The sequence below is a fragment of the Methylobacterium sp. C1 genome, assembly GCF_001854385.1.
Taxonomy (GTDB): Bacteria; Pseudomonadota; Alphaproteobacteria; order Rhizobiales; family Beijerinckiaceae; genus Methylobacterium; species Methylobacterium radiotolerans.
The window spans coordinates 5,223,674-5,250,296 of the sequence record NZ_CP017640.1 but is presented as its reverse complement, the minus strand read 5'-3'; the positions used below and the strand labels follow the sequence as shown (position 1 = coordinate 5,250,296).

Here is a 26,623-nt window from a genome sequence, read left to right as displayed (position 1 = left end):
ACGCAGCGTGACCGCAGGGTGGTTCCAGACGCACGGGATCCGTGCGTCCGCCTCCTGCCGCCTGTCACCCGCCGGGAGCAGTCTCGGAAGGATGCCGCCCGGAGTGTCCCGGGCGGCGCGCGCGATCAGATCACGATCTGCTGAAGGGGCGGGAAGCCGTTGAAGGCCACCGCCGCGTAGGTCGTGGTGTAGGCGCCCGCGCCCTCGATCAGCACCTTGTCGCCGATCGAGAGCGAGACCGGCAGCGGGTAGAGCTGCCGCTCGTAGAGCACGTCCACCGAGTCGCAGGTCGGGCCGGCGATGACGCAGGGCTCGGTCGCGTCCCCGTCCCGCGCGGTGCGGATCGGGTAGCGGATCGCCTCGTCCATGGTCTCGGCCAGCCCGCCGAACTTGCCGATGTCGAGGTAGACCCATCGGACCTCGTCGGCATCCGCGGACTTGCGCGACACGAGAACAACTTCCGCCTCGATCAGGCCGGCATTGCCGACCATGCCGCGGCCCGGCTCGATGATCGTCTCGGGGATCTGGTTGCCGAAATGCTTGGTCAGGCCCCGGAAGATCGCCTCGCCGTAGCTCTCCACGCCCGGCACCGCCTTGAGGTACTTGGTCGGGAAGCCGCCGCCGAGATTGACCATCGACAGGCCGATGCCGCGCTCCGCGCACTCGCGGAAGACCGCCGCCGCGGAGCCGAGGGCCCCGTCCCAGGCCTCGGTGTTGCCCTGCTGCGAGCCGACATGGAACGAGATCCCGTAGGCCTCCAGCCCCTGGCGGTGGGCGTGCTCCAGCACGTCCGCGGCCATCTCGGGCACGCAGCCGAACTTGCGGGACAGGGGCCAGTCGGCGCCCGCGCCGTCGCAGAGGATGCGGCAGAACACCCGGATCTCGCCGGCCGGCACGTCCACGGCCTCGGCGGCCCGGGCGATCTTCTCGACCTCGGCCTGGCAGTCGACCGCGAACAGGCGGATGCCGAGCTTCAGGGCGCGGCCGATGCAGCGCTCCTTCTTGATGGTGTTGCCGAAGGAGATCCGGTCGGCGGTGGCGCCGGCGGCCAGCACCATCTCCATCTCGGCGACGGAGGCCGTGTCGAAGCACGAGCCCATCTCGGCCAGAAGGCGCAGCACCTCGGGAGCCGGGTTCGCCTTCACGGCGTAGAACACCCGGGTGTCCGGCAGGGAGCGCGCGAAGGCGGTGTAGTTGTCGCGCACGACGTCGAGGTCGAGGACCATCACGGGGCCCTCGTCCTGACCGAGGTCGCGGCGCACGCGCAGGTAGTCACGGATGCGGTCGGTCATGGTCGTCTCCCGGCACGGGTTCGCGGGCGCCCTACGCGGGGCGCGCTGTCGAAGATGACGGCCTGACAGGCCGCCGGCGTCAGGGGGCGATGCGTCGCGCGGACCCACGCGCTTTGGAGACGCGTGCGTCAGTGCGGGCGCAGAGCACCCGGAAGCTGCCGTGGATTGGAAGGGAGGACCCCCACCGCACGCCGGGCAAAGAGAAACAAGCCTCTTCGGTGCCGGCCTTTGGAGGGCCGACGAGACCAAAAAAGCCCGTTCGTCGTTGCTTTAAGCTGCGTCCCCCGTGGAGAGCGGGGTTCGCCGGTTTCGCCTCCGGCTGCCGGTTGTTGTCGGGGTCCGGTGTTGCCACCTGGATGCCGGCCGTAGGGATCCACCCTTGCGACCATCGATCCTTTAAGACCCCTGGCGGCTGTCCGGCAGTTGACCGGATGCCCACCAACCGACACGCGGCCACAGGCACGTGCGAAATTGGGCACGGCGCATATACGGAGACGGGTCCCGCGCGACAAGGGGAAACCGCCCCGAAACGCCCGCTTTTCCGCCCGCAATCCACACCCCGCGCGCTCCGTTGCAAAAACGACGCATCCCGCCGGCGCGCGGCGGGCCGCGCGGGCTTCCCAAGCGCGGCGGAAGCGGGCATCTGACCGGAGGGGGCAGAGGACTCAGGCGAGCGAGCGATGGCCGGGCCGATCAGATCCACCGCGACGGCGCGGGCGTGAGCGCCCCCCTGTGAGCGCTCCCTTGCGCAGCCCGGTCGGCGACGGGCTCCCCGAGCCGACGATCCGCACCGCCACCCTCGCCGATCTCGACGCCCTGGTCGCCCTGGAGCACGCCGCCTTCGCCACGGACCGGGCCGAGCGCCGGGCGATCCGCCACGCGATCCGCTCGCCCACCATGGACGTGCTGGCGGCCCTGATCGACCCGCCGGACCGGGATCCGATTCCGGTGCTCGTGGGCGCCGCGGTGCTGGAGCGGCGGCGCGGCAGCCGGATCGCCCGGCTGGCCTCGATCGCGGTGGCACCGAATCGCGGCGGCCTCGGCCTCGGCGGCCGGCTCCTCGACGCCGCGGAGGCCCGCGCCCGCGCCCAGGGCTGCGACCGGCTGCGGCTGGAGGTGCGCGCGGACAACGGCGCCGGCATCCGGCTCTACGAGCGCCGGGGCTACACCCGCTTCGCCGTGCGGCCGGACTATTACGAGGACGGGATGGAGGCCTGGCGCTACGAGCGCGCGCTGTAGGCGACGCGCGGGGTGCCGCCGGTCCGCGGGCGGCCCGCGGGCCGGCAGGCCCCCGCCGATATCCGGCCCCGATCGAACGGTCCGTTCTCGCGACCCGATCCGCCATGACGAGGGCGCGCGACGGCCGGACGGGCAGGACGCCGGCAGGTTGCCGGCAGGACGCCGGCAGGCCGGCCCCGCGCGGCCCCGGGCCCGGCCCGGGGCTCCTCGCGGATGCGGCGCGGGGCGCCAGATCCGCTCCCCGCCGCTCCCGGGGCGGGAGCCGCACCGCCGCGCCGCCGAAGAGCGGGCCGATTTCGGCCCGTCGAAATTCGGCGCGATTTCGTCAGACAAGTCTTCGCGCGGACAATCTCTGTGTTTATCCATATAAACGGCGGATCATAAAATATCCTAATCTTTATTACGGATAGCGCGATCGCTCGATTGCCCGACGAAACCTGACGTTATAGGACCGAGCATCGCAGATCCTGAGATTTTCTCCCATGAGTCGCTGGCTGGGACGCTTCTCGATCCGGACCTTGCTGTGCCTGGTGATCGTCATCATGGCCTGCATGGCGCTGGGCAACGCGGTCAGGTCGCTCGTCGACGCGCGGGCGCAGGCGGCGCGCGCGGCCCGCGCCGTGACCCTGACGGAGGCGAGTCAGGGCCTCCTCAGGGCGATCCTGCCGCTGCGGCTCGAGCGCGGATCGTCCCTCGCCCTCGGGGGTGAGGCGCCCGCGGACGCGAAGACCCTGTCGACCGTCGCGGGCAGCCGGCAGGCGCTGACCGAGAATTACCGCCGGGCCCAGCGCAGCCTGAGCGATCTGGCCGAGCCGGCGGTCAGCGCGACGCTCGACCGCCTGACCACGGCGCAGGAGGCGATGGCGGCCCTGCGCCCCCGCATCGACGAGGCCCTCCGGCTGCCGAAGGCGCGGCGCGACCCGGCGCTGCGGGAGGCCGCGATGGCCGCCTTCCAGGACCTGCTCGAGGCGCTGACGGCCACGCTGAAGGCGGTCGACGCGTCCATTCCCCGCTCCGATCCCGCCCTGCAGCGCTATCTCGCCCTCAAGCAGGCGGCCTGGGACACGCGCGTGGCCAGCGGCAACGTCGCGGTGCGGGTGCAGAGCTCGCTGGTCGCCGGCGCGTCGTGGTCCCTGCCCGAGACGATCGCGGCGGCCGAGGAGCGGACGGAACTTCTGGCGGCGTGGCGGCGCACGACCGAGGCCGCGACCGGCGTCTCGGAGGCGGTGCGGGCCGCGTTCGAGCGGGCGAAGGCCAGCAATTTCGAGGGCGAGACCAGGGCCATCGGGCAGGCGGTCTTCGACGCGCTCAGCACGCACACGCCCCCGCGCCACTCGTTCGCGGAGCTGCGCGACCGCAACACCGAGAACCAGCGCTCCCTCGTGGCCCTCTGCGACGCGGCCCTGGACGCGATGGTGGCGCGCGCCGAGGCCCTCGCCGACGCGGCCCGGAGCGACGTCGCGCGCAGCGGGGCGGCGCTGCTGGCGGTGATCCTGCTGGTGGCCCTCGGCCTGTGGACCCTGTTCGGCGGCGTGCTGCGCCCGCTCCGGGCGCTGACCGCGACGATGCGGGCGCTGGCCGACGGGGACGCCTCCGTCACGGTCCCGGCGCGCACCTACCGCAACGAGATCGGCGCGATGGCGCGGGCCGTCCAGGTGTTCAAGGACAACCTCATCCGCAGCCGGCAGCTCGAGTCCGAGGCCGCGGAGGCGCGGCTGGCGGCGGAGGCGCGCCGCCGGTCCGACCTGCGGGCGATGGCCGAGCGGTTCGAGCGGACGGTCGGCGGCATCATCGCCCAGGTCTCGGACTCGGCCACCGCGCTGCAGGGTACGGCCCAGACCATGACGGCCACCGCGACCCGGACCGCCAGCCAGTCCAGCACGGTGGCGGCCGCCGCCGAGGAGGCCGCCGCCAACGTCAGCACCGTGGCGGCGGCGGCCGAGGAACTCGGCGCCTCCGTGGAGGAGATCGGCCGGCAGGTCGAGGGATCGACCAGGCTCGCCCAGGGGGCCGTCTCGGAGGCCGGGCAGACGGGCGCGCTGGTCCGCGACCTGAGCGGCGCGGTCGCGCGGATCGGCGACGTGGTCGGGCTGATCGCGGCGATCGCCGGGCAGACCAATCTGCTGGCGCTCAACGCCACCATCGAGGCCGCCCGCGCCGGCGAGGCGGGCCGGGGCTTCGCGGTCGTCGCCGGCGAGGTGAAGGCGCTGGCGGCGCAGACCGCCCGGGCGACCGAGGAGATCGCCGGCCAGATCGCCGGCATCCAGGGCGCGACCGGCGGGGCCGTCGCGGCGATCGGCGCGATCACGGGGCGGATCCAGGAGATCAGCGGCGTGGCGAGCGCGATCGCGGCGGCGGTGGAGGAGCAGGGATCGGCCACCCGGGAGATCGTCCGCAACGTCGGGCAGGCGGCCATCGGCACCGGCGCGGTGACCAGCACCATTCTGGGGGTCGCCGGGGCCGCCGAGGAGACCGGCCGGGCGGCCGCCGCGGTACTCGCGGCGGCGTCCGCGCTGTCGCGGCAATCCGAGACGCTCACCGCCGAGGTCGCGCGCTTCCTCGACAGCGTCCGGGCCGCCTGACCGAACGGTGCCGGGGCCCGCGGGCCTCCGCCCCGATCTCGCCCGTTTAGGGGAGTCTTACGGCTCGCGCGCTACAGCGTACGCAACGGGCGGGCGCAATCCCGCCGCGCATGAGTCGCCGTCCATGGCCGTGATCGTCGCCTTCGTCATCAATGCGGGGCTCAACTTCGTCCTCGGCCTGCTGATCGCCAAGCTGCTGGGCCCGGCGGATTTCGGCCGGTTCGCCCTCGCGACCACCGGCGCCATCGTGCTGAACACGGTGCTGTTCGAGTGGCTGCGCCTGTCGGCGACGCGGTTCTACTCGGGGCGCGTGCGCGTCGACGAGCCGTGGATCCGCCACGGGCTCGACCGGGCCTACCTGCGCATCGGCGCCCTGCTCCTGGCCGCCGCGGCCCTGTGCGGGGCCTTCGGCTTCGCCGGCGGCGCCGACGGGCGCGAGGCGGTCCTGTGCGGCACCGGCCTCGCGGCCCTGGGCATCGGCGTGTTCGACTATCACGCGGCCCTCGCCCGGGCGCGCTTCGACGGCAAGCTCTATCTCGGCCTCGTCGCGGTGAAGAACGTCCTGTCCTTCGCCCTGATGGCGGCGGCGGCGTGGTGGCTGCCCCAGCCGGCCTGGGTGCTGGCGGCGGCGGGACTGAGCCAGCTCCTCGCGGTGGTGGTGCTGCGCCACCCCCTGCGGGACCCGCGCACGCCCCTCGAGCGGCCGCGCCTGTCGGCGACCTGGCGGGTCTTCGCGCGCTACGGCCTGCCGCTCATCGCCGCCAACACCGCCTACCAGTGCCTCACCTTCGTCAATCGTGGCGCCATCGCGGGCCAGGCCGGCTTCGCCGAGGCGGGCTACTTCGCCCTGGCGGCCGACGTCACCTCGCGCGCGCTGATGACGCTGGGCACCGCCCTCGACCTGCTGCTGTTCCAGCTCGCCGTGCAGGCCGAGGAGCAGAGCGGCCGCGCCGCCGCCGAGGCGCAGGTCGCCGCCAATGCCGGCACCGTGTTCGCCCTGCTGGCGCCCTGCGCGGTCGGCTTCTGGGCGGTGCTGCCGGCCCTCCAGGGGCTGGTGGTGCCGGACGCCTATCGCGGGCCGTTCGAGACCTACAGCACCGTGCTGATGCCGGGCCTGTTCTGCCTCGCGATGATGTTCTACGCCCTCAACCCGGTCTTCCAGATCCGCCGCCGGACCCTGCCGGTGGTCGCCGCCGCCCTGGTCGGCCTCGCGGTGAACGGCGCCGGCCTCCTCGTCCTGCCGGACCGGATGGGCGGTCTCGGCGTCGCGCTGGCGCAGAGCGCCGGGCTCGCCGCCGCCGGAACGTGGCTCGGCTGGCGCGCCCTGACCGGCGCGGAGCGGATCGCGCTGCCCTGGGGGGAGATCGGCGTCGCGGCGCTCGCCTGCGCGGCGATGGGGCTCGCCCTCGCCCCCTTCCGGCAGCTGCCGCCCGCCACCGCGCTGGCGGTCCTGGTTCCGGCCGGGATGGTTCTCTACGGGACCCTGGTCTGGATCCTCGACATCGCCGGCCTGCGCCGCCAGGTCCTGGCGCGCCTGCGCCCGGCAGGGACCGTGGCGGCGGAGTAGGCTCGCGCGCCGCCGCCGCAGTGGAAATCCCGCCGCTGAAACCCCGCGACTCCACCTCCGCTTGAATCCGCCGCCGGATCCGGCGACACCCGTCCTGGAATGGATACAAACAGGACCGGGGCGGGAACGATGGGCGTGTACGAGCCCGGCACCGAGGCGGAGGCCGGGGAGATCGTGCGGGCGGCCGCGGGGCGCGGCGAGCGCCTGCGCCTCGCCGGCGGCGGCACCGCCGCGGGGCTCGGCCGGCCCGCGCAGGACAGCGCGACCCTCTCGGCGAAGGCCCTCACCGGCGTCACGCTCTACGAGCCCGCCGAGATGGTGGTGGCGGCCCGGGCCGGGACGCCGCTCGCCGAGGTCGAGGCGCTGCTCGCCTCCCGCGGCCAGATGCTGCCCTTCGAGCCGATGGACCTGCGCGGCCTCTACGGCAGCGCCGGGGAGCCGACCCTCGGGGCGGTCGCGGCGATCAACAATGCCGGTCCCCGGCGGATCAACGCCGGCGCGGCCCGGGACAGCCTGATCGGCGTCCGCTTCGTCAACGGGCGCGGCGAGGCGATCAAGTCGGGCGGCCGGGTGATGAAGAACGTCACCGGCCTCGACCTCGTGAAGCTGATGGCCGGCGCCCACGGCACGCTGGGCCTGCTCACCGAGATCACCTTCAAGGTGCTGCCCGCCTGCGAGCGGGTGGCGACCCTGGTCTTCTCCGGCCTGGAGGACGCCCGGGCGGTGACCGCCCTGGCGGAGGCGCTGGGCTCGCCCTTCGAGCTCACGGGGGCCGCGCACCTGCCGGCGGGGATCGGCGCCCCGGAGGCGCGGACGCTGATGCGCCTCGAGGGCTTCTCCGACTCCATCGACTACCGCGCGGGCGCGCTGAGCCGCCTGCTGAAGCGCTACGGTCAGCCCGAGACCCTGGACGGTGAGGCCGGCGCCGCCCTCTGGCGGTCGGTGCGCGACGCGGCGCCGCTCGCCGAGCCCCGGGAGGCCGCCCTCTGGCGGATCTCCACCGCGCCGACCCGCGGGCCGGCCCTCGCGGCGGCGGTCGCGGCCGAGCGCGAGGCGCGCTGGTTCTTCGACTGGGGCGGCGGCCTGATCTGGCTCGCCACCGGCTCGGCGGGCGATGCCGGCGCCGCGACGGTGCGCCGGGCGGTGAAGGCCCAGGGCGGCCACGCCACGCTGGTGCGCGCACCCGACGCCGTGCGCGCCGCCGTGCCGGTGTTCGAGCCGCTGGCCGAGCCGCTGATGCGGCTCACCGCCGGCATCAAGGCGGCGCACGATCCCGCCGGGGTGCTCAACCCCGGCCGGATGTACGCCGGACTGTAAGCATCAGATTTCGCCCCTCCCCGACCGTGGGGAGGCGTGGCGCCGAGGACGCGACCCGTGCAGACCAACTTCGCCCCCGCCCAGCTCGCCGATCCCGCCATGGCGGCGTCGGAGAAGATCCTGCGGACCTGCGTGCATTGCGGCTTCTGCACGGCGACCTGCCCGACCTACCTGCTTCTCGGGGACGAGCTCGATTCCCCGCGCGGGCGGATCTACCTGATCAAGGACATGCTGGAGGGCGGCAAGCCGGCCTCGCAGGAGGTGGTCAAGCACGTCGACCGCTGCCTCTCGTGCCTGTCCTGCATGACCACCTGCCCGTCGGGGGTGCACTACATGCACCTCGTCGACCACGCCCGGGCGCATATCGAGGAGACCTACACCCGCCCCGCCGGCGACCGGTTCCTGCGGGCGCTGCTCGCCCAGGTCCTGCCCTATCCGGGCCGCTTCCGCCTCGCGCTCACCGCCGCCAGGCTCGGCGCGCCGTTCCGGGGCCTGGTGGCCCGGCTGCCGCGGGTCGGCAACCGCCTCGCGGCCATGCTCGACCTCGCGCCGGCCGGGACGCCGCCCCGCGAGCCGACGAACCGGCCCGGCCGGTTCCCGCCGGCGGGCGCGGGGGCGGCCGGGACGGCCCCCAAGCGCGTCGCCCTGCTGCGCGGCTGCGCCCAGAGCGTGCTGCGGCCGGACTTCAACGCCGCCGCGATCCGGCTGCTCAACCGGCACGGGATCGAGGTCGTCCACGCGAACGAGGGCTGCTGCGGGGCGCTGACCCACCACATGGGCAAGGAGGACTCGGCCCACGCCCACGCCAAGCAGGCGATCGACGCCTGGGACGCCGAGATCGCCAAGGGCCTCGACGCGATCCTGGTCACGGCCTCGGGCTGCGGCACGACCATCAAGGATTACGGCTTCATGTTCCGCGACGACCCGGCCTACGCCGAGAAGGCGCTGCGGGTCTCGAGCCTGGCCAAGGACGTGACCGAGTACCTCGCGCTGCTCGACCTGGCCCCCGTCGCCGAGACCGACCTGGTGGTGGCCTACCACTCGGCCTGCTCGATGCAGCACGGCCAGGGCATCCGGCTGGAGCCCAAGACGCTGCTGAAGCGCGCGGGCTTCACCGTGAAGGACGTGCCCGAGGGCCACATCTGCTGCGGCTCGGCGGGGACCTACAACATCCTGCAGCCGGAGCTGGCCGCGAAGCTGCGCGCCCGGAAGGTCGCCAATATCGAGCGCGTGCGCCCCGACGTGATCGCCACCGGCAACATCGGCTGCGCCACGCAGATCGGGAAGGGCACCGGCATCCCGATCGTCCACACGGTCGAGCTGCTCGACTGGGCCACCGGCGGCCCGAAGCCCGCGGCGCTGGCCGGGGTGGCGCCGCGGCTCGAAGCGGCGGAGTAGGCACACGCCTGTCGCGACGCGGCAGGCCGTCATCGCGCGCGCAGCGAGGCGATCCGGCGATGCGGCCCAGGGATGCGGCCCATCCGCGATCGTCAGCGCCGCCCTGGATCGCTTGGCTGCGCTCGCGACCGCGGACCGGCCGCCTCCGCGCCGTGACAGGCCCGTGACATCTATTCACGTTGACCCTTGCCAAATCCGCGCAGCGGTCTGTAATGATGTCGACCCCTCTCCGGTCCCGCCGGTCGCCGCAACGGCCCGCGGACGTGACCGAATTCCTCGCGAAATCGGTCGTGGTGTCGCGGCGGGCCCTGTCGGTCCGCCTGGCGGCGGCCCGTGCCGCCCGCGATCGGGCAGGTGTCGCACGACGCGGCGGAGTTCCTCCGTCGCACCCAGGAATTCACGGCCGGTCCCCCGCCGGCCGAGATTGTTTCGCGAGGTCGGGACCACGATGGACGGACGCACGGCCCAGCATAGAGCTGCGCGTGCCCCGGAGGCGCACGAGGCGCGTCGCACCGGTCCGTCCGTCCGCCCGGCCTGTTTCAACCCCAGGCGCCCAGGGCGCCGAACGGCGGTTGACGGCAATTTCCCCTCGAACCCATCCGCCTCGGCGACGAGGCCGGCATCCCGCCCGACAGGTTTGACGTCGGGCGAGGCGCCGCCGGGACCACGGGCACGGAGAACGACGTCGGCCGCCATGCCGAGAGTCCGACATGGCCAACAAAATGCTGATCGACGCGATGCACCCGGAGGAGACCCGGGTCGTCACGGTCCACGGGTCTAGGGTCGAGGAGTTCGACTTCGAAGCCGCCAACCGGCGCCAGCTGCGCGGCAACATCTACCTCGCCAAGGTCACCCGGGTGGAGCCGTCGCTCCAGGCGGCGTTCGTCGAGTATGGCGGCAACCGCCACGGCTTCCTGGCCTTCAACGAGATCCATCCCGACTACTACCAGATCCCGCTGGCCGACCGGCAGGCGCTCCTCGAGGAGGAGGCCCGCGACGCCGAGGAGCACCGCGAGCGCGAGGAGCGTCGCCGCCGGTCGTCGTCGCGCCGGTCCCGCGGCCGCCGCGCCGAGGCCCGTGCCCGCGGCGCCGACGAGACCGTGAGCGCCGAGGACACGCACGCGGCCGCCGAGGGCGAGGATCAGGCCGAGGTCCGGAACGAGTCGGGGATCGACCCGGCCGTCCAGCCCGACACGCTCGCCGAGAACCCCGAGGCCGTGCAGGAGGCCCTCGCCTCCGAGGCCGCCGCCGGCGACATCCCGGCGGACGGCGAGCCGGCGCGCGCCGCCGAGCCCGCGGTCGACGCGGCCGGATCCGACCTGTCCGAGACCGCTCCGGTCGAGGCGCAGGCCGCCCCCGCCGGGGCCGAACCGGTCGCCGCCGAGTCCGGATCCGACCTGTCCGAGCCGGAGGCCCGCATCGCCGTCGCGGAGGCGCTGACCGTGTCCGACGCGCCGGGCGAGACCGTCGCGGACGCGCTCGCGACGGAGGCGAGCGAGGCGGAGGAGTCCGCCGCGCCGACCGCCGCCGACGCGGCGGACGAGGCCTCCGAGGAGGACGACGAGGAGTCCGACGACGACGAGGATGAGGACGAGTCGGAGGACGACGAGGACGAGTCCGACGACGACGAGGAGTCGGACGAGGAGTCGGACGATCCCGACGCCGAGCCCAAGATCGCCCAGGTCGGCGGCAACGGCGACGCGCTGGCCGAGATCCCCGAGCGTCCGCGCCACTACCGCCGCCAGTACAAGATCCAGGAGGTGATCAAGCGCCGCCAGATCATCCTGGTGCAGGTCGTCAAGGAGGAGCGCGGCACGAAGGGCGCGGCGCTCACCACCTACCTGTCGCTCGCCGGCCGCTACTCGGTGCTGATGCCCAACACGGGCCGCGGCGGCGGCATCTCCCGCAAGATCACCTCGGCGGCCGACCGCAAGCGCCTCAAGGAGGTCGTGCAGGACCTGGAGGTGCCCGAGGGGATGGGCGTCATCCTGCGCACCGCCGGCGCCTCGCGCTCCAAGCCCGAGATCGCCCGCGATTTCGAGTACCTGATGCGGCTGTGGGAGTCGGTCCGGGAGCTGACCCTGACCTCCATGGCCCCGGCGCTGGTCTACGAGGAGGGCTCGCTGATCAAGCGCGCCATCCGCGACCTCTACAACAAGGATCTGGACGAGGTTCTGGTCGCCGGCGAGGACGCCTACCGCGAGGCCAAGGACTTCATGCGGATGCTGATGCCCGGCCAGTCCAAGGTCGTGAAGCCCTACCGCGACTCGACGCCGATCTTCGCCCGCTTCGGCGTCGAGCAGCAGCTCGACGCGATGTTCTCCACGCACGTCTCGCTGAAATCCGGCGGCTACCTCGTGATCAACCCGACCGAGGCGCTGGTCTCGATCGACGTCAACTCCGGCCGCGCCACCCGCGAGCACGACATCGAGGACACCGCCCTCAAGACGAACCTGGAGGCCGCCGAGGAGGTCGCCCGCCAGCTGCGGCTGCGCGACCTCGCGGGCCTGATCGTCATCGACTTCATCGACATGGAGGAGAAGCGGAACAACCGCGCCGTCGAGAAGAAGCTCAACGAGTGCCTGAAGAACGACCGGGCGCGCATCCAGGTCGGCCGGATCTCGCCGTTCGGCCTGCTGGAGATGAGCCGCCAGCGGATCCGCACGGGCGTGCTCGAATCCTCCTCGATCCCCTGCGCCCATTGCGGCGGCTCGGGCTTCGTGCGCGCCACCGCGTCGGTGGCCCTGCACATCCTGCGCTCGATCGAGGAGGTGCTGCTCAAGTCGGCCTCGCACAACCTCGTCCTGCGCACCCGCACCGAGATCGCGCTCTACATCCTCAACCAGAAGCGCGGGCACCTGCGCGAGCTCGAGGTGCGCTTCGGCGTGACGATCACGATCGCGGCCGACGAGCGGCTGGCGGCCACCACCCCGTTCCAGCTCGACCGCGGCGAGCCGGCCCAGCGGGCGGAGGGCCCGGTGACGGGCGTGCGCGCCCAGGCGATCTCGCCCGCGATGGAGTTCGACGACGAGGACGAGGAGGCCGACGAGGCCGAGGCCGAGACGGAGTCCGAGGGCGAGGCCGACGAGGGCCGGGCCGAGGCCCGCGAGGACGGGTCGCGCGAGGACGGCGAGGGCCGTCGCCGCCGCCGCCGCCGCCGGCGGCGCGGCGGTCGCCAGGAGGGCCGCGGCGAGGAGGGCCGCGCCGAGGACGATCGCGGCGACGACGATCAGGACGACTCGCAGGACGACCCGCAGGACGGCGCCCGTTCGGACGCGGAGAGAGGCGACGGGGACTGGGACGGCGAGCAGCCGGCCGGGACCGAGGCCCCCGCCGCGGCCGTCGCCGCGGAGGCCGGCGAAGCCGACGAGACGGTGGCCGGTTCGGACGAGGCGGCCCGGTCCGAGGACGAGGGCGGCCGTCGCCGTCGCCGCGGACGCCGCGGCGGGCGCGGGCGCAGCGAGGGCCGCTCCCGCGACGCGTCCGCGACGGACGACGCTTCGGAGGCCGCGGGCGACGTCGTCGCCCTGTCGGCGGAGGAGCCGGTGAGCGCTGAGGCGGTGGCCGAGGCGGTCGGATCGGCGCCGGCACCGGCCGCCGACGCCGAGACCGCGGTGGACCTGCCGGTGGCGCCGGCCGAGTCCGCGGCGCCGGCGGCCGACCGGGCGAGCGTCGGCGCGCAGGCAGAAGCCCCGTCGCCCGAGCCCGCGTCGCCCGAGGCCGCCCCCGCCGAGCCGGCGCCCGAGCCCGTGGCGATCGTGCTGACGCCCCCGTCCGACCCGGATCGGCCGAAGCGCGCCGGCTGGTGGTCCCGCACCAAGGCGGCCCTGACCGGCGAATGAAGCATTGCGCCCCTCGATAGAGCGCTATCCGGGGGCGCAACTTCTCGAAGAAAAGCTGTTGCGCCGCAGGGATGCCCCGCAACGCTTGTTCGGAGACTAGTCTATCCTTCACCATTGGTTGAAGGTTCTGTGTGACCATGCGCTCCGATTAGAATGTCGGAGAGGCCCGCATGTTCAGTTTGCGCCGGCAGCGTCAGACCCCTGACGCGCTAGCAACCCCGGTGACGGCGATCGCACCGGTCGAGACGGCCGTTGCCGCGCCGGTCGAGACGGCACCGAATCCCGTCGCGGAACTGGCCGTCGACCGGGAATGGCTGACCCTCCTGGCGCGCCTGTCCGCCTCCGCGTCCGATGCCGGCACCTCGATCGGCTGGATGACCCACGACGCCTCCGGCACCGCCGAGCAGGCCCGTCTCATCGCGGCCGCCAGCGAGGAACTCGCCGCGACCACCGGTGAGATCGCGGCCCGCTCCTCGTCGGCGGCCGAGATGGCCGAGACCGCCCGGGCGGGCATCGCCACCTGCGTGGGCGACCTGCACCGGGCCACCGACGGCATGCGCGGGATCGAGGAGGGCACCGAGGAGATCGGCAGCCGTCTCGACAGCTTCTCGACCGCCGCGCTGCGGATCGAGGAGATGGCCGGCACGATCGCGGCGATCTCGGCCCAGACCAACCTGCTCGCGCTCAACGCCACGATCGAGGCGGCCCGGGCCGGCGAGGCCGGGCGCGGCTTCGCGGTGGTCGCCGCCGAGGTGAAGACGCTGTCGGCGCAGACCGCGAAGGCGACGGACGAGATCCGGGCGCGGGTCAGCGGCCTGCGCGAGGAGATGGCCGCGATGCAGGCGGCCGTGTCGCGCAGCCGCAACGCCGTCGAGGCCGGCGCGGCCGCGATGGTGCGGGCCAATGCCCGCGTCGAGGCCGAGAGCGGCGCCGTCGCGAACGTCGCCGCGCAGATGCGCGAGGCCTCGGAGATCCTCGGCCAGCAGATGCAGGCCACCGGCGACATCGCCCAGAACGTCGGCCGCATCGCGGAAGGGACCGACAAGGCGCGCCGGGAGATCGGCGACGCCCTGGCGCAGCTCGGACGGATCGAGGATCTCGGCCGCACCCTGCTCGACCGGCAGACCGGAACCACCGCGGATCAGCGGGTGATCCGCCTGTCGGCGGATTGCGCCGCGTGGCGGCGCGCCGTCGCGGCGACGCTGGTCGGCATGCGCTCGACCGACACGCCGCCGGAGGGGATCCCCGCCGACGCGACGCGGCCGGCCGCCATCGAGACGCCCCTGGCGCAGGCCCGCGAGCAGGCGGCCGCCCTGGTCCGCCACGTGCGCAGCCAGGCCTGGGACTCGGCGACCACGGCGTTCGTGGCGTTCGAGGCGGCGGTGAAGGAAGCCCGGGCGGCGATCGAGGCCTGAAGGCCGGCCGGCCCCGGGTCCGCCGCGACCCGGGACCGTCTCAGGAGGCGATCGGACGCCGTCAGCCCGGCGGCGGCTCGGATCCCGGAGCTGCCGGCGCCGCGTCGGCCCTCTGGCGATCCCGCTCCTTGCGCAGTTCCCGCTCGGCCAGCAGCCAGAACTCGATCTCGAAGCCCTCGGGCCGGTGGTTGCGCTCCCAGAGTTCGTAGGCCCGCTCGCGGATCTGCTCGAAGGTGATCGTGTCGGGCGACCGCGGCGGGGGCTGCGGTGCCGACGCCTCCACCCCGGATGGGGGTTCCGGCGCGGTGCCGGTCTCGGACGCGGGCGCCTGTGTCCCCGCCATCGGGTGATCCGGAGGCGGACGGAAATCGGGGGGCACTTCCATGGCGCCGGCCTCAGGAGGCCGGCTTGTCGAGATAGGCGGCGACGCTGGTGATCCGGCTCCCGACCATCGTCACCGCCTTGCGCAGCCGCTCCTCGCTGACACCGAAACGCTGCGCCCACTCCTCGCGGGTGGCGCGGTCGTAGATGTCGATATGCGTCTTGCCTCTGGCCTCGGTCGACATGCTGTGCCCGCTCCGGTTCGCCGTCAGGCGCGGCCGTGCCGCGCGCCCTGGAGGGACAACCGGGCTCGGAGACTTCGGTTGCCGCCGGTCGCGCGGGACGGGCGGCCGGGGCGCGCGGCGGATCAGGGTGCGGTCGGCGCGGGGCTCGGGACCGGCGCCGGATCCGCTTCGGCCGCGTCCGGGCGGACCCGCGCCGCCACGAAGGCGGTCAGCAGCGGCACCAGCAGCGCCGTGACCACCACGCTCGCCGCCACCAGCACGGTGGCGGGACCGGCGGCCTCCCTGTAGGCCGGGTTGGCGGCGGCGATGATCGCCGGCACGGCGGCGGCGTTGCCCGCCGTCGAGGCGGCCGCGACGCCCGCCACGCCGTTGCCCCCGGTGAGCCGGTCGGCGACGAACAGGGCCGCCCCGGTGATCGCCACCACCGCCACGCCGAGACCGATGCCGAGGAGGCCCGCCTGCCAGATCTTGGCGAGGTCGAGTCCGAAGCCGAGGGCGAAGGCGAAGAACGGGATCATCACCGGCGCCGCCCCCGACAGGAAAGCGCGCATGTCGCGGTCGAGGTTGCCGAGGATCATCCCGATCAGCAGCGGCAGGATGCTGCCCACCAGCGTCGGCCACGGGAAGGCCGACAGACCCGCCAGCCCGAGGGTCACCATGGTGAGGAACGGCCCGGATTCGAGGCTCATGATCGCGTAGGCGCCGGCATCCTTCGGGCGGCCGAACTGCCCCATCAGCGCGAGGTAGAGACCGCCGTTGGTGTCGTTCATGGCGGCGACGATCGCCAGCGTCGAGATCCCCGCGAAAGCCCCGCCCACCACCGGCGCCTCGCCGAGGAGCTGGCCGAACACCACGCCCATGATCGCCGCGATGCCGACCTTGGCGGCCAGCAGGACGCCGCCCTTGCGGGCGATCGCCGGGGTGGCGCGGAAATCGATGCCCGCGCCCATGCAGACGAAGAACACCGCCAGGATCGGCAGCGCGCCGTTGAACAGCGCGCCGGTGAACGAGCCGAAGAAGGTCGCGGTGTTCGGGAAGAGCGTGTGGAGGATCGCGCCGAGGAACAGCGGCACGACCATCAGGCCGCCGGGCACGCGCTCCAGGGAGCGCTTGATGGGTATCTGCATAGGTCGCCCTTCCGGTGCCGCCCTGCCCGGGCCCTGGCACCCACTCTTCCCCCCGGGCGGGCTGCTACAACCTTTCGACAAGTCGGCGCAACTGGCGCCCGGATCAGCACAAATGTTGACAAGTCCGCCGGCGCAACGCTGACTCGGCGCGGATCGGCTCGATCCACGGAGGCGTCCCCGGATGTCGTCAGCGATGTCCCCTTCCCTGTCCGGCTCCCCTGACCCGGCGGAGGCGCCCGGGCAGCGGGCGCTCCGCGGCGCGGAGCCGGCACGGCCCGCCTCCCTGGCCGACGGCCTCTATCAGGCGATCCGCACCGGCATCGCGAACGGCACCTACGGGCCCGACGCGCGGCTCCCGAGCGAGCACGACCTCGCGGGACGCTTCCAGGTCTCGCGGCCGGTGGTGCGGGCCGCCCTCGACCGGCTGCGCCGGGAGGGCGCGATCGTCTCGCGGCAGGGGGCCGGCAGCTTCGTGCGGGCGCGGCCGGTGCGCCCGGCCCTGGGCTTCGCCCCCGTGGAGAGCGTCGCCGACATCCAGCGCTGCTACGAGTTCCGCCTCACCCTCGAGCCGGAGGCGGCCTACCACGCGGCGCTGCGCCACGACGCGGCGGCCCTCGACCGGATCGCGGCGGCCCTCGACCGGCTGGCGGTCGCGACCCGGCAGGAGCAGCACCGGGCGGACGCCGATTTCGCCTTCCACCACGCGATCGCGGCGGCGTCGAACAACCACTACTACGCGGCCTGCCTGGAGGCGCTGCAATCCCACATCGCCGTGGGCATGACGATCCACGGCCTCGCCCTGCAGGGCCCCCGCTCCGGCCTGCGCGGCGTGCTGGAGGAGCATCGCGGGATCTTCGCGGCGATCGAGGGCCGCGACGGCGCGGGCGCCCGCAGCCGCATGGCCGCCCATATCGCCGGGTCCCGCGACCGGCTGTTCGAGGGGCGGCTCCTCGATCTCTCGCTCGGACGGCCCGCGGAGGCCGGCGCCGCCGCGCCGCCCGCTTGACCGCCGCGCCGGCCGGTCTGTATGCCTCGCGACAACCTGACAACAAGGACGCGAGCCGCGCTCGGCCGGGCGGCGCGGCCGGCGAGGCTCCCGCCATGATCCGCCCGACATGACCCGCCTGCGCCTCATCGCCGACGATCTCACCGGCACTCTCGACACGGCCGCGGGCTTCACCGGCCTGTGCGGGTCGATCCCTGTGGCGTGGCCCGAGATCCTGGCCGCGGAGGCCGCCGAGGGCTCGAGCGGGTGCCTGGCGATCGATTCCGGCACGCGGGAACTGTCGGCGGAGGCCGCCGGGCGGATCGTCGGCGCCCTCGCGCCCCGGCTGGACGGAGCCGGCATCGCCTTCAAGAAGGTCGACAGCCTCCTGCGCGGCCCCTGGGCGGCGGAACTCGCGGCGGTGCTGCGGACCGGGACCTGGGAGCGCTGCGTCGTGGCGCCGGCCTTCCCGTACCAGGGACGCCGCACGGCGGGCGGGCGGCAGCTCGCCCGGCGCGGCGCGGGCTTCGAGCCGGTCTCGGGCGACATCGCCGAGGCCCTGCGGGCGGTCGGGCTGCCGGCGCGTCGGGTCGACCCGGCCGACGGCCCCGTGGCGGGCGTCGCCGTCTACGACGCGGCGAGCGACGCCGATCTCGCCCGGGTGGCGGGTCTCGGTGGCGGCGGCCCGGTGCTCTGGTGCGGCAGCGGCGGCCTCGCCGCCGCCCTGGCGCGGGGCGCGGCGCCGCCGGGCGACGCCCGGCTGGCCGGTCCCGTGCTCGGGCTGTTCGGCTCCGACCGGCCCGAGACCGCGGCGCAGCTCGCGGCCTGCGGCACCCACCACCTCGTCCTGTCGGCGGACGATCCCGACCATGCCGGCGCTGTGGCCGCGCGCCTCGACCGGGACGGCGTTGTCCTGGCGAGCCTCGCGCTGCCCGCCGGCACCGCCCGGGAGGACGCCGCGGCGCATATCGCCGCGACCTTCGCGGGCGTGATCGACCGCATCCCGCGGCCCGGTACGCTGCTGGTCGCCGGCGGCGAGACCCTGAAGGCGCTCTGCCTCGCCCTCGCCGTCGCGCGCCTCGACGTCACCGGGCAGATCGCGCCCGGCCTGCCCCGCTCGACCCTGCGGGGCGGCCGCTGGGACGGGCTGCCGGTCGTGTCGAAGTCCGGCGCCTTCGGAACAGAGGGCGTCTGGCGCGACCTCCTCCACCAGAACGGCTTCCCGCACGACAGGAGCGCCCCGTGACCCAACATCTCGCCATCACCATGGGCGATCCCGCCGGCATCGGCCCCGAGATCATCGTCAAGGCCGCGGCCCGGCTGAAGGACCGGATCGCGGCGGGCGACCTGAAGCTCGTGGTCATCGGCAGCGCCCCGGCCCTGCGCCGGGCCGAGCAGGCGCTCGGCCTCCTGCCGGAGGCCATCCCGGAGGTCGCCGAGGCCGGCGACTGGCCGGCGCTGTGCTGCCTCCAGGCCGACGCCGAGGGCGCGCCGATCGAGCCCGGCCGGCTCTCCGCCGACGGCGGGCGCTTCGCCTACAAGGCGATCGAGGCCGGCGTCCGCCTGGCCATGGCGGGGCGGATCGGCGGCATCGTCACGGCGCCGCTCAACAAGGAGGCGCTCAACAAGGCCGGCTACCACTATGCCGGCCATACCGAGATGCTGGCGGAGCTGACCGGGGTGCGCGGGTCGGTGATGATGCTGGCCCACGGCAACATGCGGGTCTCCCACGTCACCACCCACGTCGCCCTGGAGGACGTGCCGAAGCGCCTGACCCCGGAGCGGCTGCGCCTCGTCATCGACCTCACCGACAAGGCCCTGAAGGGCCTCGGCCTCGCCAAGCCCAAGATCGCGGTCGCCGCGCTGAACCCTCACGCCGGCGAGGGCGGCCTGTTCGGGCGCCAGGACATCGACGTCAGCACGCCGGTGATTGAGAAGGCCAATGCCGAGGGTCTCGACGTGCACGGGCCGGTGCCGGGCGACACGGTGTTCGTGAAGCTGCGCGCGGGCCAGTACGACGCGGTGGTGGCCATGTACCACGACCAGGGGCACATCCCGGTGAAGCTGCTCGGCTTCGAGATCGACCCGGCCACGGGGAAGTGGATGGACCTGTCGGGCGTGAACATCACCCTGGGCCTGCCGATCATCCGCACCTCGGTCGATCACGGCACCGCCTTCGACATCGCCGGCACCGGCGTCGCCAACGAGCGCAGCCTCATCGAGGCGATCGAGTTCGCCGAGAAGCTCGCGGCCAGCCGCGCGGCGTGAGACTCGGCGGCGTGAGACTCGGCGGATGACGGGGGCGGCGATCCGCGCCCCCGTCCCGAGGTGCCGCGGCGGTCGCGATCATCGCCGGAGCCGGCCTCCGTGGAACGCGAGCCGGTCGTCCCGGGCCACGGGCTCGGCGAGCGTGTTTCACGTGAAACAAACCGGGAACATCGGCCTAGCGGATGTCGGCCTCCTGCCCCACCGCCTCGCAGGCGAACGGTGACGGCGGCGCCTCGACGCCGCGCCAGCGGCCGTAGGTCCAGGGGCGATACCACGCCGCTCCCGCGGGCAGGCGCTCCGGCACGAGGTCGATGCCGTGCGTGCCGAACGGCCCGCAGCGGCAGATCCGGGCGAAGCCCATCCAGCCGCCGGGCCAGAGCCCGTGCCGGGTGATGGCCGTGTCGGTGTACTCGGAGCAGCTCGGCCAGTGGCGGCACTGGCGGCCGACCAGGCCCGACAGCGTCAGCTGGTAGCCGCGGATCGCCCAGTGGGCGGCGCGCCGGACCATCCCGTCAGGCGGCCTGCCGCTTGGCGGCGATCTGGTCGAGGGCGTCCACCACCGCGTCGAAGGTCAGGAGCGTCGAGGCGTGGCGCGCCTTGAAGTCCCGCACCGGCTCGAGCACCGCGAGGTCGGACCACGCGCCGTCGGGCGCCGGACCGTTCTCCTTGAGCATGGACCGCATGGTCTCGCGGACGCCGCGCAGCTCCTCCGCGCTGGCGCCGACCACGTGCCGACCCATCAGCGACGAGGAGGCCTGCCCGAGGGCGCAGGCCCGGACCTCCTGGGCGAAATCCGCGACCCGGCCGTCCTCGCCCAGGACGAGGTCGACCGTCACGGTCGAGCCGCACAGGCGGGAATGGGCCGTCGCGGTCGCGTCCGGGTTCTCGAGCCGGCCGAGCCGGGGGATGTCGGCGGCGAGTTCCAGGATACGGCGGTTGTAGATGTCGTCGAGCATCGGGTCCTCGGCCGGAGGCACAATGTCCATCGGGACTCTGCCGCGTGCGACGCGCATTGCGCGTTGCCCCGCGAACGATGATATAGGCGCGATGCGGCCGCTTCGCGAGGAGGCGGGCCGTCGACCAGGGTCGCGCCCACGGCCACGGTGGTTCCCACGGCCTTTCGTCCATCCCGGGGCGCCGGCTTGAAACCTTTTCGAGCCCGGGATCTTCCCTCGAACGCCCGACGCGATCCGACGATGTACGCCAAGCCCGACAGCACCCCGATGAAATCCCGCATCGCGCGGGCCGGAGATGCCATGGATGCCGCGCTCAAATCCTTGTCCTACCAGGGTGACGGCCAGGGTTTCGACCGGAACGGGATCGACGGGCAAGGTCTGAACGGCATGCGCAATGACAATCGGCCCGCCGATGACGGGCGGCCCGTCGAGGTGGCGCCCGAGCCGACCTCCGCGACCCGCGTCCCGGACGGGATCGAGACCGGCCGCCCGAGCCGCGCCGAGGCCGAGGCCGCCGTCCGCACCCTCCTGCGCTGGGCCGGCGACGACCCGACCCGCGAGGGTCTGCTCGACACCCCGGCCCGGGTCACCAAGGCCTACGAGCAGCTGTTCGGCGGCTACGCGGTCGACGCCGAGAAGTTGCTGGAGCGCGTCTTCGAGGAGGTCGAGGGCTACTCGGACATCGTGCTGGTGCGCGACATCCCGTTCCACTCCCACTGCGAGCACCACATGGTGCCGTTCATGGGGCTCGCCCACATCGCCTACTATCCGACCCGGGGCGTGGTCGGCCTGTCGAAGCTCGCCCGCGTGGTCGACACCTTCGCCCGCCGCCTGCAGACGCAGGAGACCATGACCGCCCAGATCGCCGACGTGATCGAGAGCATCCTCAAGCCCCGCGGCGTCGCCGTGATGGTGGAGGCCGAGCATCTCTGCATGGCGATGCGCGGCGTCCAGAAGGCCGGCGTCTCGACCATCACGAGCCAGTTCCGCGGCGTCTTCAAGGACAACGCCAACGAGCAGGTCCGCTTCCTGACCCTGGTGCGCGGCGGCGCCAAGTAGCTCCGACGAGCGAGCCGGATCACCCTGCCATGACCGCGCGCGACATCGCCTTCGATCCCCCCGGCACCCGCGCCGAGGTCGAGGAGGGCGCGGCCCTCACGCCGCGCTTCGACCGCGACGGCCTCGTCGCCTGCATCGCGGTGGACGCGCGGGACGGGCAGGTGCTGATGCTCGCCCACATGAACGCCGAATCGCTGGCGCGCACCCTCGAGACCGGCGAGGCGTGGTACTGGTCGCGCTCGCGCCGGGAACTCTGGCACAAGGGGGCGACCAGCGGCCAGATCCAGCGCATCGTCGAGATGCGGGTCGACTGCGACCAGGACGCCCTGCTGATCCGCGTCGAGGTCGGCGGCGACGGCGGCTGCTGCCACACCGGCCGGCGCGACTGCTTCTACCGCAGCGTCGTCCGGGAGGCGGACGGCCGGGTGGTCCTGAAAGCCGCCGGGCGATGAGCCGCCCTCTTGCCACCCGGTGGCAAGACGAGTCCGCCGACCCGCATTTCCCGCCCGGAACCGTCGAGCCGCTCCGGCCGCCGCCGAGCCCCGGTCCGCTCGTCGGGCTCGCCCTCGGGGGCGGCTCGGCCCGGGGCTGGGCGCATATCGGGGTGATCCGCGCCCTGGAGGAGGCCGGCATCCACCCGTCCGTGGTGGCGGGCTGCTCCATCGGCGCCGTGGTCGGCGCCTGCTACGCGGCCGGGCGCCTCGACCGGCTCGAGGCCTTCGCCCGGGCGCTGACCCGGCGCCGGGTCGTCGGGCTCATCGATCCCCGCCTGCCGGGCTCCGGGCTGATCGCCGGCAACCGCCTCCGCCAGCGCCTCGCCGCCGATCTCGGCGAGCGCCGGATCGAGACGCTGCCGGTCCGCTTCGGCTGCGTCGCCACCGAGTACGGCACCGGCCACGAGGTCAGCCTGACCGCGGGCCCGGCGGTGGACGCGGTGCGCGCCTCCTACGCGATCCCCGGCCTGTTCCCGCCGGTGGCCCATGACGGCCGCGTGCTGATGGACGGGACACTGGTCAACCCGGTGCCGGTGGCGCTCGCCCGCGCGCTCGGAGCCGACTTGGTCATCTGCGTGAACCTCAACGGCGACACCGGCGGACCGGTGGTGCGCGAGGCACCGCACCCGCCCCCGCGCCGGGGCTTCCTGCAGGGGGTGCGCGGGCGCCTGCCGGGCTTCGACCGGCCGGAGCCCGAGATCGCCGTGCCGGGCATCGCCCGGGTGGTGCTCGACGCCTTCAACACCACGCAGGACCGGATCTCGCGGGCGCGGCTGGAGCGCGACCCGCCGGACGTGGCCATCGGCCCGGATCTCGCCGCCTTCGGGCTGTTCGATTTCCACCGGGCCGCGGAGGGCATCGCCCTCGGGCACCGCGCCGCCCGCGCCGCCCTGCCCCGGATCCGGGCCGTGCTGGAGGGTGCGGCCGCGCGGGCCTGAAAGGTCCGGGCGCGTCCCTTCGGAGGAGGCCGTCATCCGGCTGTCGTGGCCGCCTGCGATGGGCGCCGTGCATGCTGGAGGACCTCCAATGTATACGAGTCGCCGTCAGATCCTGCTGTCCGGAGGCGCGGGCCTCGTCGGGCTGGCCTCGGGCCTCGGACGGCCCGGCCTGAGCCGCGCCGCCGACCGGCCGGTCCTGACCCACGGTCTCCAGTCGGGCGATGTCGGCACCGACTCGGCGGTGGTCTGGGCCCGGTCCGACCGGCCCGCCCGGGCGATCGTCGAGTGGGCGACCACCGAGAGCTTCGCCGACATCCGCGGCGGCGTCTTCGCCGACGCCCTGCCGGAGACCGACGGCACCGTGAAGGTGGCGCTGACCGGGCTGCCGGCCGGCCAGGACGTGTTCTACCGGGTCCGCCTGGAGGACGTCGCCGCGCCGACCATCGTCGGACCGGCCCAGGTCGGGCGGTTCCGGACCGCGCCGGCGGACCGGCGCTCGGTGTCGTTCTGCTGGTCGGGCGACACGGCGGGCCAGGGCTGGGGCATCGACGAGGCCCGTGGCGGCATGACGATCTACTCCGCCATCCTGAAGAACCGGCCGGACTTCTTCATCCATTCCGGCGACACGATCTACGCCGACGGGCCGATCCAGTCCGAGGTGAAGCTCCCCGACGGCAGCCTGTGGCGCAACCGGGTGACCGAGGAGGTCGCCAAGGCCGCCGAGACGCTCGCGGAGTTCCGGGGCCGGCACAAGTACAACCTCACCGACCGGAACGTGCTGGCGATGAACGCCGCCGTGCCGATCCTGGCGCAGTGGGACGACCACGAGGTCACCAACAACTGGTGGCCGGGCGAGCCCCTCACCCGGGCCGAACACCTGAAGAAGAAGTACGCCGACCCGAACGTGCTGGCCCTGCAGCTGCGGGCGGCGAAGGCCTTCCACGAGTACATGCCGATGCGCTTCGAGCCGTCGGAGCCCGGCCGGGTCTACCGCAAGATCGGCTACGGCCCGCTGGTCGACGTGTTCATGCTCGACATGCGCTCCTACCGGGGGCCGAACGGCGAGAACCGGCAGACGGCGTACGGGCCCGAGTCCCACTTCCTCGGGCCGCAGCAGATCGCGTGGCTGAAGCGGGCGCTGCTCGAATCCCGGGCCACCTGGAAGGTGATCGCCGCCGACATGCCGCTCGGCCTCGTGGTCACCTACGACACGGACCGCAACTTCGGCTCCGAGGCGGTGGCGCAGGGCGACGGCCCGCCCCTCGGGCGCGAGCTGGAGATCGCCGACCTCCTGCGCTTCATCAAGAGCGCGGGCATCCGCAACACGGTCTGGCTCACGGCCGACGTGCACTACACGGCCGCCCACTACTACGACCCCGACAAGGCGCAGTTCCAGGATTTCGAGCCGTTCTGGGAGTTCGTCTCCGGGCCGCTGCACGCGGGCACCTTCGGGCCGAACGCGCTGGACAACACGTTCGGGCCGCAGCTGCGCTACGTGAAGGCGCCCGACAAGGGGCAGGTGAACCTGTCGCCGGCCGCCGGCTACCAGTTCTTCGGCCACGTGGCGGTGGACGGTCGGACCGAGCAGATGACCGTGACCCTCAAGGACGCGGCCGACACCGACCTCTGGCACGTCACGCTCGATCCCGTGAAGGCCTGAGACGGACCGCGGGTGATACGGGCTCGCGATGTCGGCCTGCTGGCCCGTCGACGCGAAGGGGTGCGGGTCCCCTCTCCCGTGCGGGAGAGGGACAGGGTGAGGGGTGCGACCGCTCCGGAAAGACCTGATCCCTCACCCCAACCCTCTCCCGCACGGGAGAGGGAGCGCGTCGCGCCCCGGCCCCGGCGGCCTGCCCAGAACCGGCGAGGCCCGGGGGCGGAGGGCGAGAGAGACGCGCGGTTCCGGCGCCGCTACGCCATCGTGATGTAGTCGCGCAGGGCCTGGTGCTCGGCCTCGACGGTGGCGATCTTGCGCGCCACCACGTCGCCGATCGACACGAGGCCGATCAGCCGCCCGTCCTCGCAGACCGGCACGTGGCGGAAGCGCCCGTCGGTCATCAGCGTCATGACCTCCTCGATCGTCGCGCTCCGGCCGCAGGTCGTGACCTCCGCGGTCATGTGCGCCGAGACCGGCGCGTCGAAGGCCGAGCCGCCGTGCCGGGCGAGCGCCCGCATGATGTCCCGCTCGGAGATGATGCCCGCCACCGTCCCGTCGGCCTGGGCGACCACGAGGGCACCGATGCGCTTGTCGGCGAGGATCTGGATCACCTCATCGAGGGTCTTGTCGGGGCCCACGGTGACGACGGAGCTGCCCTTCTCGGCGAGGATGCGTGCGACGGTCATGGCTCTCTCCCTATGTGACGCGTCCGGTGCGCCGTCAGCCCGCGGCGCCCTGATGGCATTCTCGGCCGGGTTGGCCCGGCTCGTTCACATTGTGGCGAGTGTGTGACCGATCCGGCCGGATGGCAAGGTGCCGGGCGCCGGGGCCGGGACTCAGTGCCGGCGCGGCTCCCGGGGATCCACCAGGGGGAACAGGAAGAAGCCCGCGATGAAGCCGCCGAGATGCGCGTCCCAGGCGATGGCGGCGTTCTCGCCGACGAGCGGCACGCTGACGAGGCCGAAGAGCAGGTTGGTCAGGAGCCAGATCACCAGGAACGACACCGCGGTGCGGTTGCGCAGCAGCTCCGGGATCGTCTCGGCGGGCCGGGGCGGCGGCACCTGCCAGGCCGGCGCGCCGTAGCCGGAGACCGGCGGCTGGAACACGAACCGGGCGGCGGCCGCCATCAGGGCGGAGATCCCCGCCGAGGCGCCGACCAGCGGTCCCGCGCTCAGCGGGTCGATCAGGATGTGGAGAAGCCCGCCGGCCGCCGTGCCGGCCAGCGCGAGCACGCACCAGCGCAGGGCGCCGCAGCGGCGCGCCACCGGGGCTCCGAAGGCCGCGAGCCAGACGCTGTTGAAGATCACGTGCATCCACGAGCCGTGCAGCAGCCCGTAGGTGACGAGCGTCCAGGGCTGGAGCGCGTGCTCGCCCACGATGTAGCGGGCGAAGGCCTCGCGGGCGGCCTCCAGGCCGGGATCGCCCGTATCGGCGGCGGCGCGGATCACCTCGGAGGCCCGGCCGGGATCGAACCAGAGGGTCCAGCGCGCCGGCACCAGCGCGAGGTCCAGGACCAGGCGGATGTCCCAGGTGTCCGGCAGCAGGAACTCGCGGACCGCCTGGATCGCCAGGAGCAGCCCGATCGACGCGGTGACGATGCCCGGCATGTTGAACACGGGCACGCGGCTCTGCCGCGGGAAATCGGGGGAGGCATCCATCGCGGCACCATGTCGGGGTGCGGCGCGATGGGGCAAGCCCCGGCGACGTATTGAAGCTCGCGAAGACCGGCCGGATACCGGTCCGCCACACCGGACCGGCCCGTCTCCGAGCCGGATCCACCGCGGGCAACCGCGGCGCGCCCGGCGGGGTGCGACGATTGTGTCGCCGGCCACGACGCGCTACCCCCCGCCCGGTGCGTCGCCGGTGGCCCGGCGACGCGCGGGTGCGGGGCCGGCACGGCCCGTGCGCCCGGACGCGGTGA

22 protein-coding genes are annotated in these 26,623 nt (G+C 73.7%); 14 read left to right on the top strand and 8 right to left on the bottom strand.

What is annotated here, in order from left to right; genetic code table 11:
* Positions 1–125: 125 nt before the first annotated feature.
* Entirely contained in the window at positions 126–1,292 is a 1,167-nt protein-coding gene (locus BKE41_RS24245; RefSeq protein ID WP_024828676.1) for a type III PLP-dependent enzyme, read from the bottom strand.
* A 732-nt stretch (positions 1,293–2,024) separates the two neighbouring features.
* On the opposite strand from BKE41_RS24245, the gene BKE41_RS24240 reads away from it, so the two are divergent.
* The 7 genes from BKE41_RS24240 (at position 2,025) to BKE41_RS24210 (ending at position 14,652) form a co-directional block, all read left to right on the top strand.
* Positions 2,025–2,531, top strand: a complete 507-nt coding sequence (locus BKE41_RS24240) for an N-acetyltransferase (RefSeq protein ID WP_012321573.1) — start codon at positions 2,025–2,027, stop codon at positions 2,529–2,531.
* A 482-nt stretch (positions 2,532–3,013) separates the two neighbouring features.
* Positions 3,014–5,113, top strand: a complete 2,100-nt coding sequence (locus BKE41_RS24235; RefSeq protein WP_071000196.1) for a HAMP domain-containing methyl-accepting chemotaxis protein — start codon at positions 3,014–3,016, stop codon at positions 5,111–5,113.
* 124 nt (positions 5,114–5,237) lie between these two features.
* A complete protein-coding gene (locus tag BKE41_RS24230; protein WP_012321571.1) occupies positions 5,238–6,680 on the top strand; it encodes a polysaccharide biosynthesis C-terminal domain-containing protein in 1,443 nt (480 codons plus the stop codon).
* A gap of 129 nt (positions 6,681–6,809) precedes the next feature.
* A complete protein-coding gene (locus tag BKE41_RS24225) occupies positions 6,810–7,997 on the top strand; it encodes an FAD-binding protein (protein WP_071000195.1) in 1,188 nt (395 codons plus the stop codon).
* A gap of 57 nt (positions 7,998–8,054) precedes the next feature.
* Positions 8,055–9,395, top strand: a complete 1,341-nt coding sequence (gene glcF, locus BKE41_RS24220) for a glycolate oxidase subunit GlcF (protein ID WP_012321569.1) — start codon at positions 8,055–8,057, stop codon at positions 9,393–9,395.
* Positions 9,396–10,105: 710 nt separating this feature from the next.
* A complete protein-coding gene (locus tag BKE41_RS24215; protein WP_071000194.1) occupies positions 10,106–13,237 on the top strand; it encodes a ribonuclease E/G in 3,132 nt (1,043 codons plus the stop codon).
* A gap of 170 nt (positions 13,238–13,407) precedes the next feature.
* The gene (locus tag BKE41_RS24210; protein ID WP_012321567.1) at positions 13,408–14,652 is read left to right on the top strand and encodes a methyl-accepting chemotaxis protein; all 1,245 of its coding nucleotides are present in this window, start codon (positions 13,408–13,410) and stop codon (positions 14,650–14,652) included.
* A gap of 61 nt (positions 14,653–14,713) precedes the next feature.
* Here the strand turns inward: BKE41_RS24210 and BKE41_RS24205 are convergent, their stop codons facing one another.
* From BKE41_RS24205 to BKE41_RS24200, 3 genes are all read right to left on the bottom strand, one after another.
* A complete protein-coding gene (locus BKE41_RS24205) occupies positions 14,714–14,935 on the bottom strand; it encodes a DUF2934 domain-containing protein (protein WP_043074667.1) in 222 nt (73 codons plus the stop codon).
* A gap of 112 nt (positions 14,936–15,047) precedes the next feature.
* Positions 15,048–15,218: a DUF3606 domain-containing protein gene (locus BKE41_RS30505; protein ID WP_012321565.1), complete on the bottom strand. Its 171-nt coding sequence runs from the start codon at positions 15,216–15,218 to the stop codon at positions 15,048–15,050.
* Between the two features lie 122 nt (positions 15,219–15,340).
* Positions 15,341–16,345 (bottom strand): 2-keto-3-deoxygluconate permease, encoded by a 1,005-nt coding sequence (locus BKE41_RS24200; protein ID WP_024828681.1) that lies wholly within the window; start codon positions 16,343–16,345, stop codon positions 15,341–15,343.
* A 193-nt stretch (positions 16,346–16,538) separates the two neighbouring features.
* Between BKE41_RS24200 and BKE41_RS24195 the strand changes: the two genes are divergently transcribed.
* The 3 genes from BKE41_RS24195 to pdxA all read left to right on the top strand — a co-directional run bounded on the left by BKE41_RS24195 (position 16,539) and on the right by pdxA (position 19,598).
* Positions 16,539–17,351, top strand: a complete 813-nt coding sequence (locus tag BKE41_RS24195) for an FCD domain-containing protein (RefSeq protein WP_106427859.1) — start codon at positions 16,539–16,541, stop codon at positions 17,349–17,351.
* Positions 17,352–17,460: 109 nt separating this feature from the next.
* The gene (locus tag BKE41_RS24190) at positions 17,461–18,576 is read left to right on the top strand and encodes a four-carbon acid sugar kinase family protein (protein ID WP_024828682.1); all 1,116 of its coding nucleotides are present in this window, start codon (positions 17,461–17,463) and stop codon (positions 18,574–18,576) included.
* Positions 18,573–19,598 (top strand): 4-hydroxythreonine-4-phosphate dehydrogenase PdxA, encoded by a 1,026-nt coding sequence (pdxA, locus tag BKE41_RS24185; RefSeq protein WP_024828683.1) that lies wholly within the window; start codon positions 18,573–18,575, stop codon positions 19,596–19,598. The genes BKE41_RS24190 and pdxA overlap by 4 nt, the downstream gene beginning before the upstream one ends.
* A gap of 175 nt (positions 19,599–19,773) precedes the next feature.
* On the opposite strand, the gene yidD is transcribed toward pdxA, so the two are convergent.
* Positions 19,774–20,106 carry a membrane protein insertion efficiency factor YidD gene (yidD, locus tag BKE41_RS24180; protein ID WP_024828684.1) on the bottom strand — a complete coding sequence of 111 codons (333 nt, stop codon included), beginning with the start codon at positions 20,104–20,106 and terminating at the stop codon, positions 19,774–19,776.
* A 4-nt stretch (positions 20,107–20,110) separates the two neighbouring features.
* Positions 20,111–20,554, bottom strand: coding sequence for an iron-sulfur cluster assembly scaffold protein (locus tag BKE41_RS24175; RefSeq protein ID WP_024828685.1), 444 nt, complete (start codon positions 20,552–20,554; stop codon positions 20,111–20,113).
* A 240-nt stretch (positions 20,555–20,794) separates the two neighbouring features.
* Here BKE41_RS24175 and folE point away from each other — a divergent pair, with 240 nt between their 5' ends.
* The 4 genes from folE to BKE41_RS24155 all read left to right on the top strand — a co-directional run bounded on the left by folE (position 20,795) and on the right by BKE41_RS24155 (position 24,705).
* Positions 20,795–21,613 (top strand): GTP cyclohydrolase I FolE, encoded by an 819-nt coding sequence (folE, locus tag BKE41_RS24170; protein WP_012321558.1) that lies wholly within the window; start codon positions 20,795–20,797, stop codon positions 21,611–21,613.
* A gap of 29 nt (positions 21,614–21,642) precedes the next feature.
* Entirely contained in the window at positions 21,643–22,065 is a 423-nt protein-coding gene (hisI, locus tag BKE41_RS24165) for a phosphoribosyl-AMP cyclohydrolase (protein WP_012321557.1), read from the top strand.
* Positions 22,062–23,045, top strand: coding sequence for a patatin-like phospholipase family protein (locus tag BKE41_RS24160; protein ID WP_012321556.1), 984 nt, complete (start codon positions 22,062–22,064; stop codon positions 23,043–23,045). The genes hisI and BKE41_RS24160 overlap by 4 nt, the downstream gene beginning before the upstream one ends.
* An 88-nt stretch (positions 23,046–23,133) precedes the next feature.
* Positions 23,134–24,705 (top strand): alkaline phosphatase D family protein, encoded by a 1,572-nt coding sequence (locus BKE41_RS24155; protein ID WP_071000193.1) that lies wholly within the window; start codon positions 23,134–23,136, stop codon positions 24,703–24,705.
* A gap of 251 nt (positions 24,706–24,956) precedes the next feature.
* Here the strand turns inward: BKE41_RS24155 and BKE41_RS24150 are convergent, their stop codons facing one another.
* Complete coding sequence (locus tag BKE41_RS24150) at positions 24,957–25,388, bottom strand: CBS domain-containing protein (RefSeq protein WP_012321554.1); 432 nt, start codon at positions 25,386–25,388, stop codon at positions 24,957–24,959.
* A gap of 150 nt (positions 25,389–25,538) precedes the next feature.
* Positions 25,539–26,360, bottom strand: coding sequence for a rhomboid family intramembrane serine protease (locus BKE41_RS24145; protein ID WP_058606240.1), 822 nt, complete (start codon positions 26,358–26,360; stop codon positions 25,539–25,541).
* Positions 26,361–26,623: the final 263 nt, after the last annotated feature.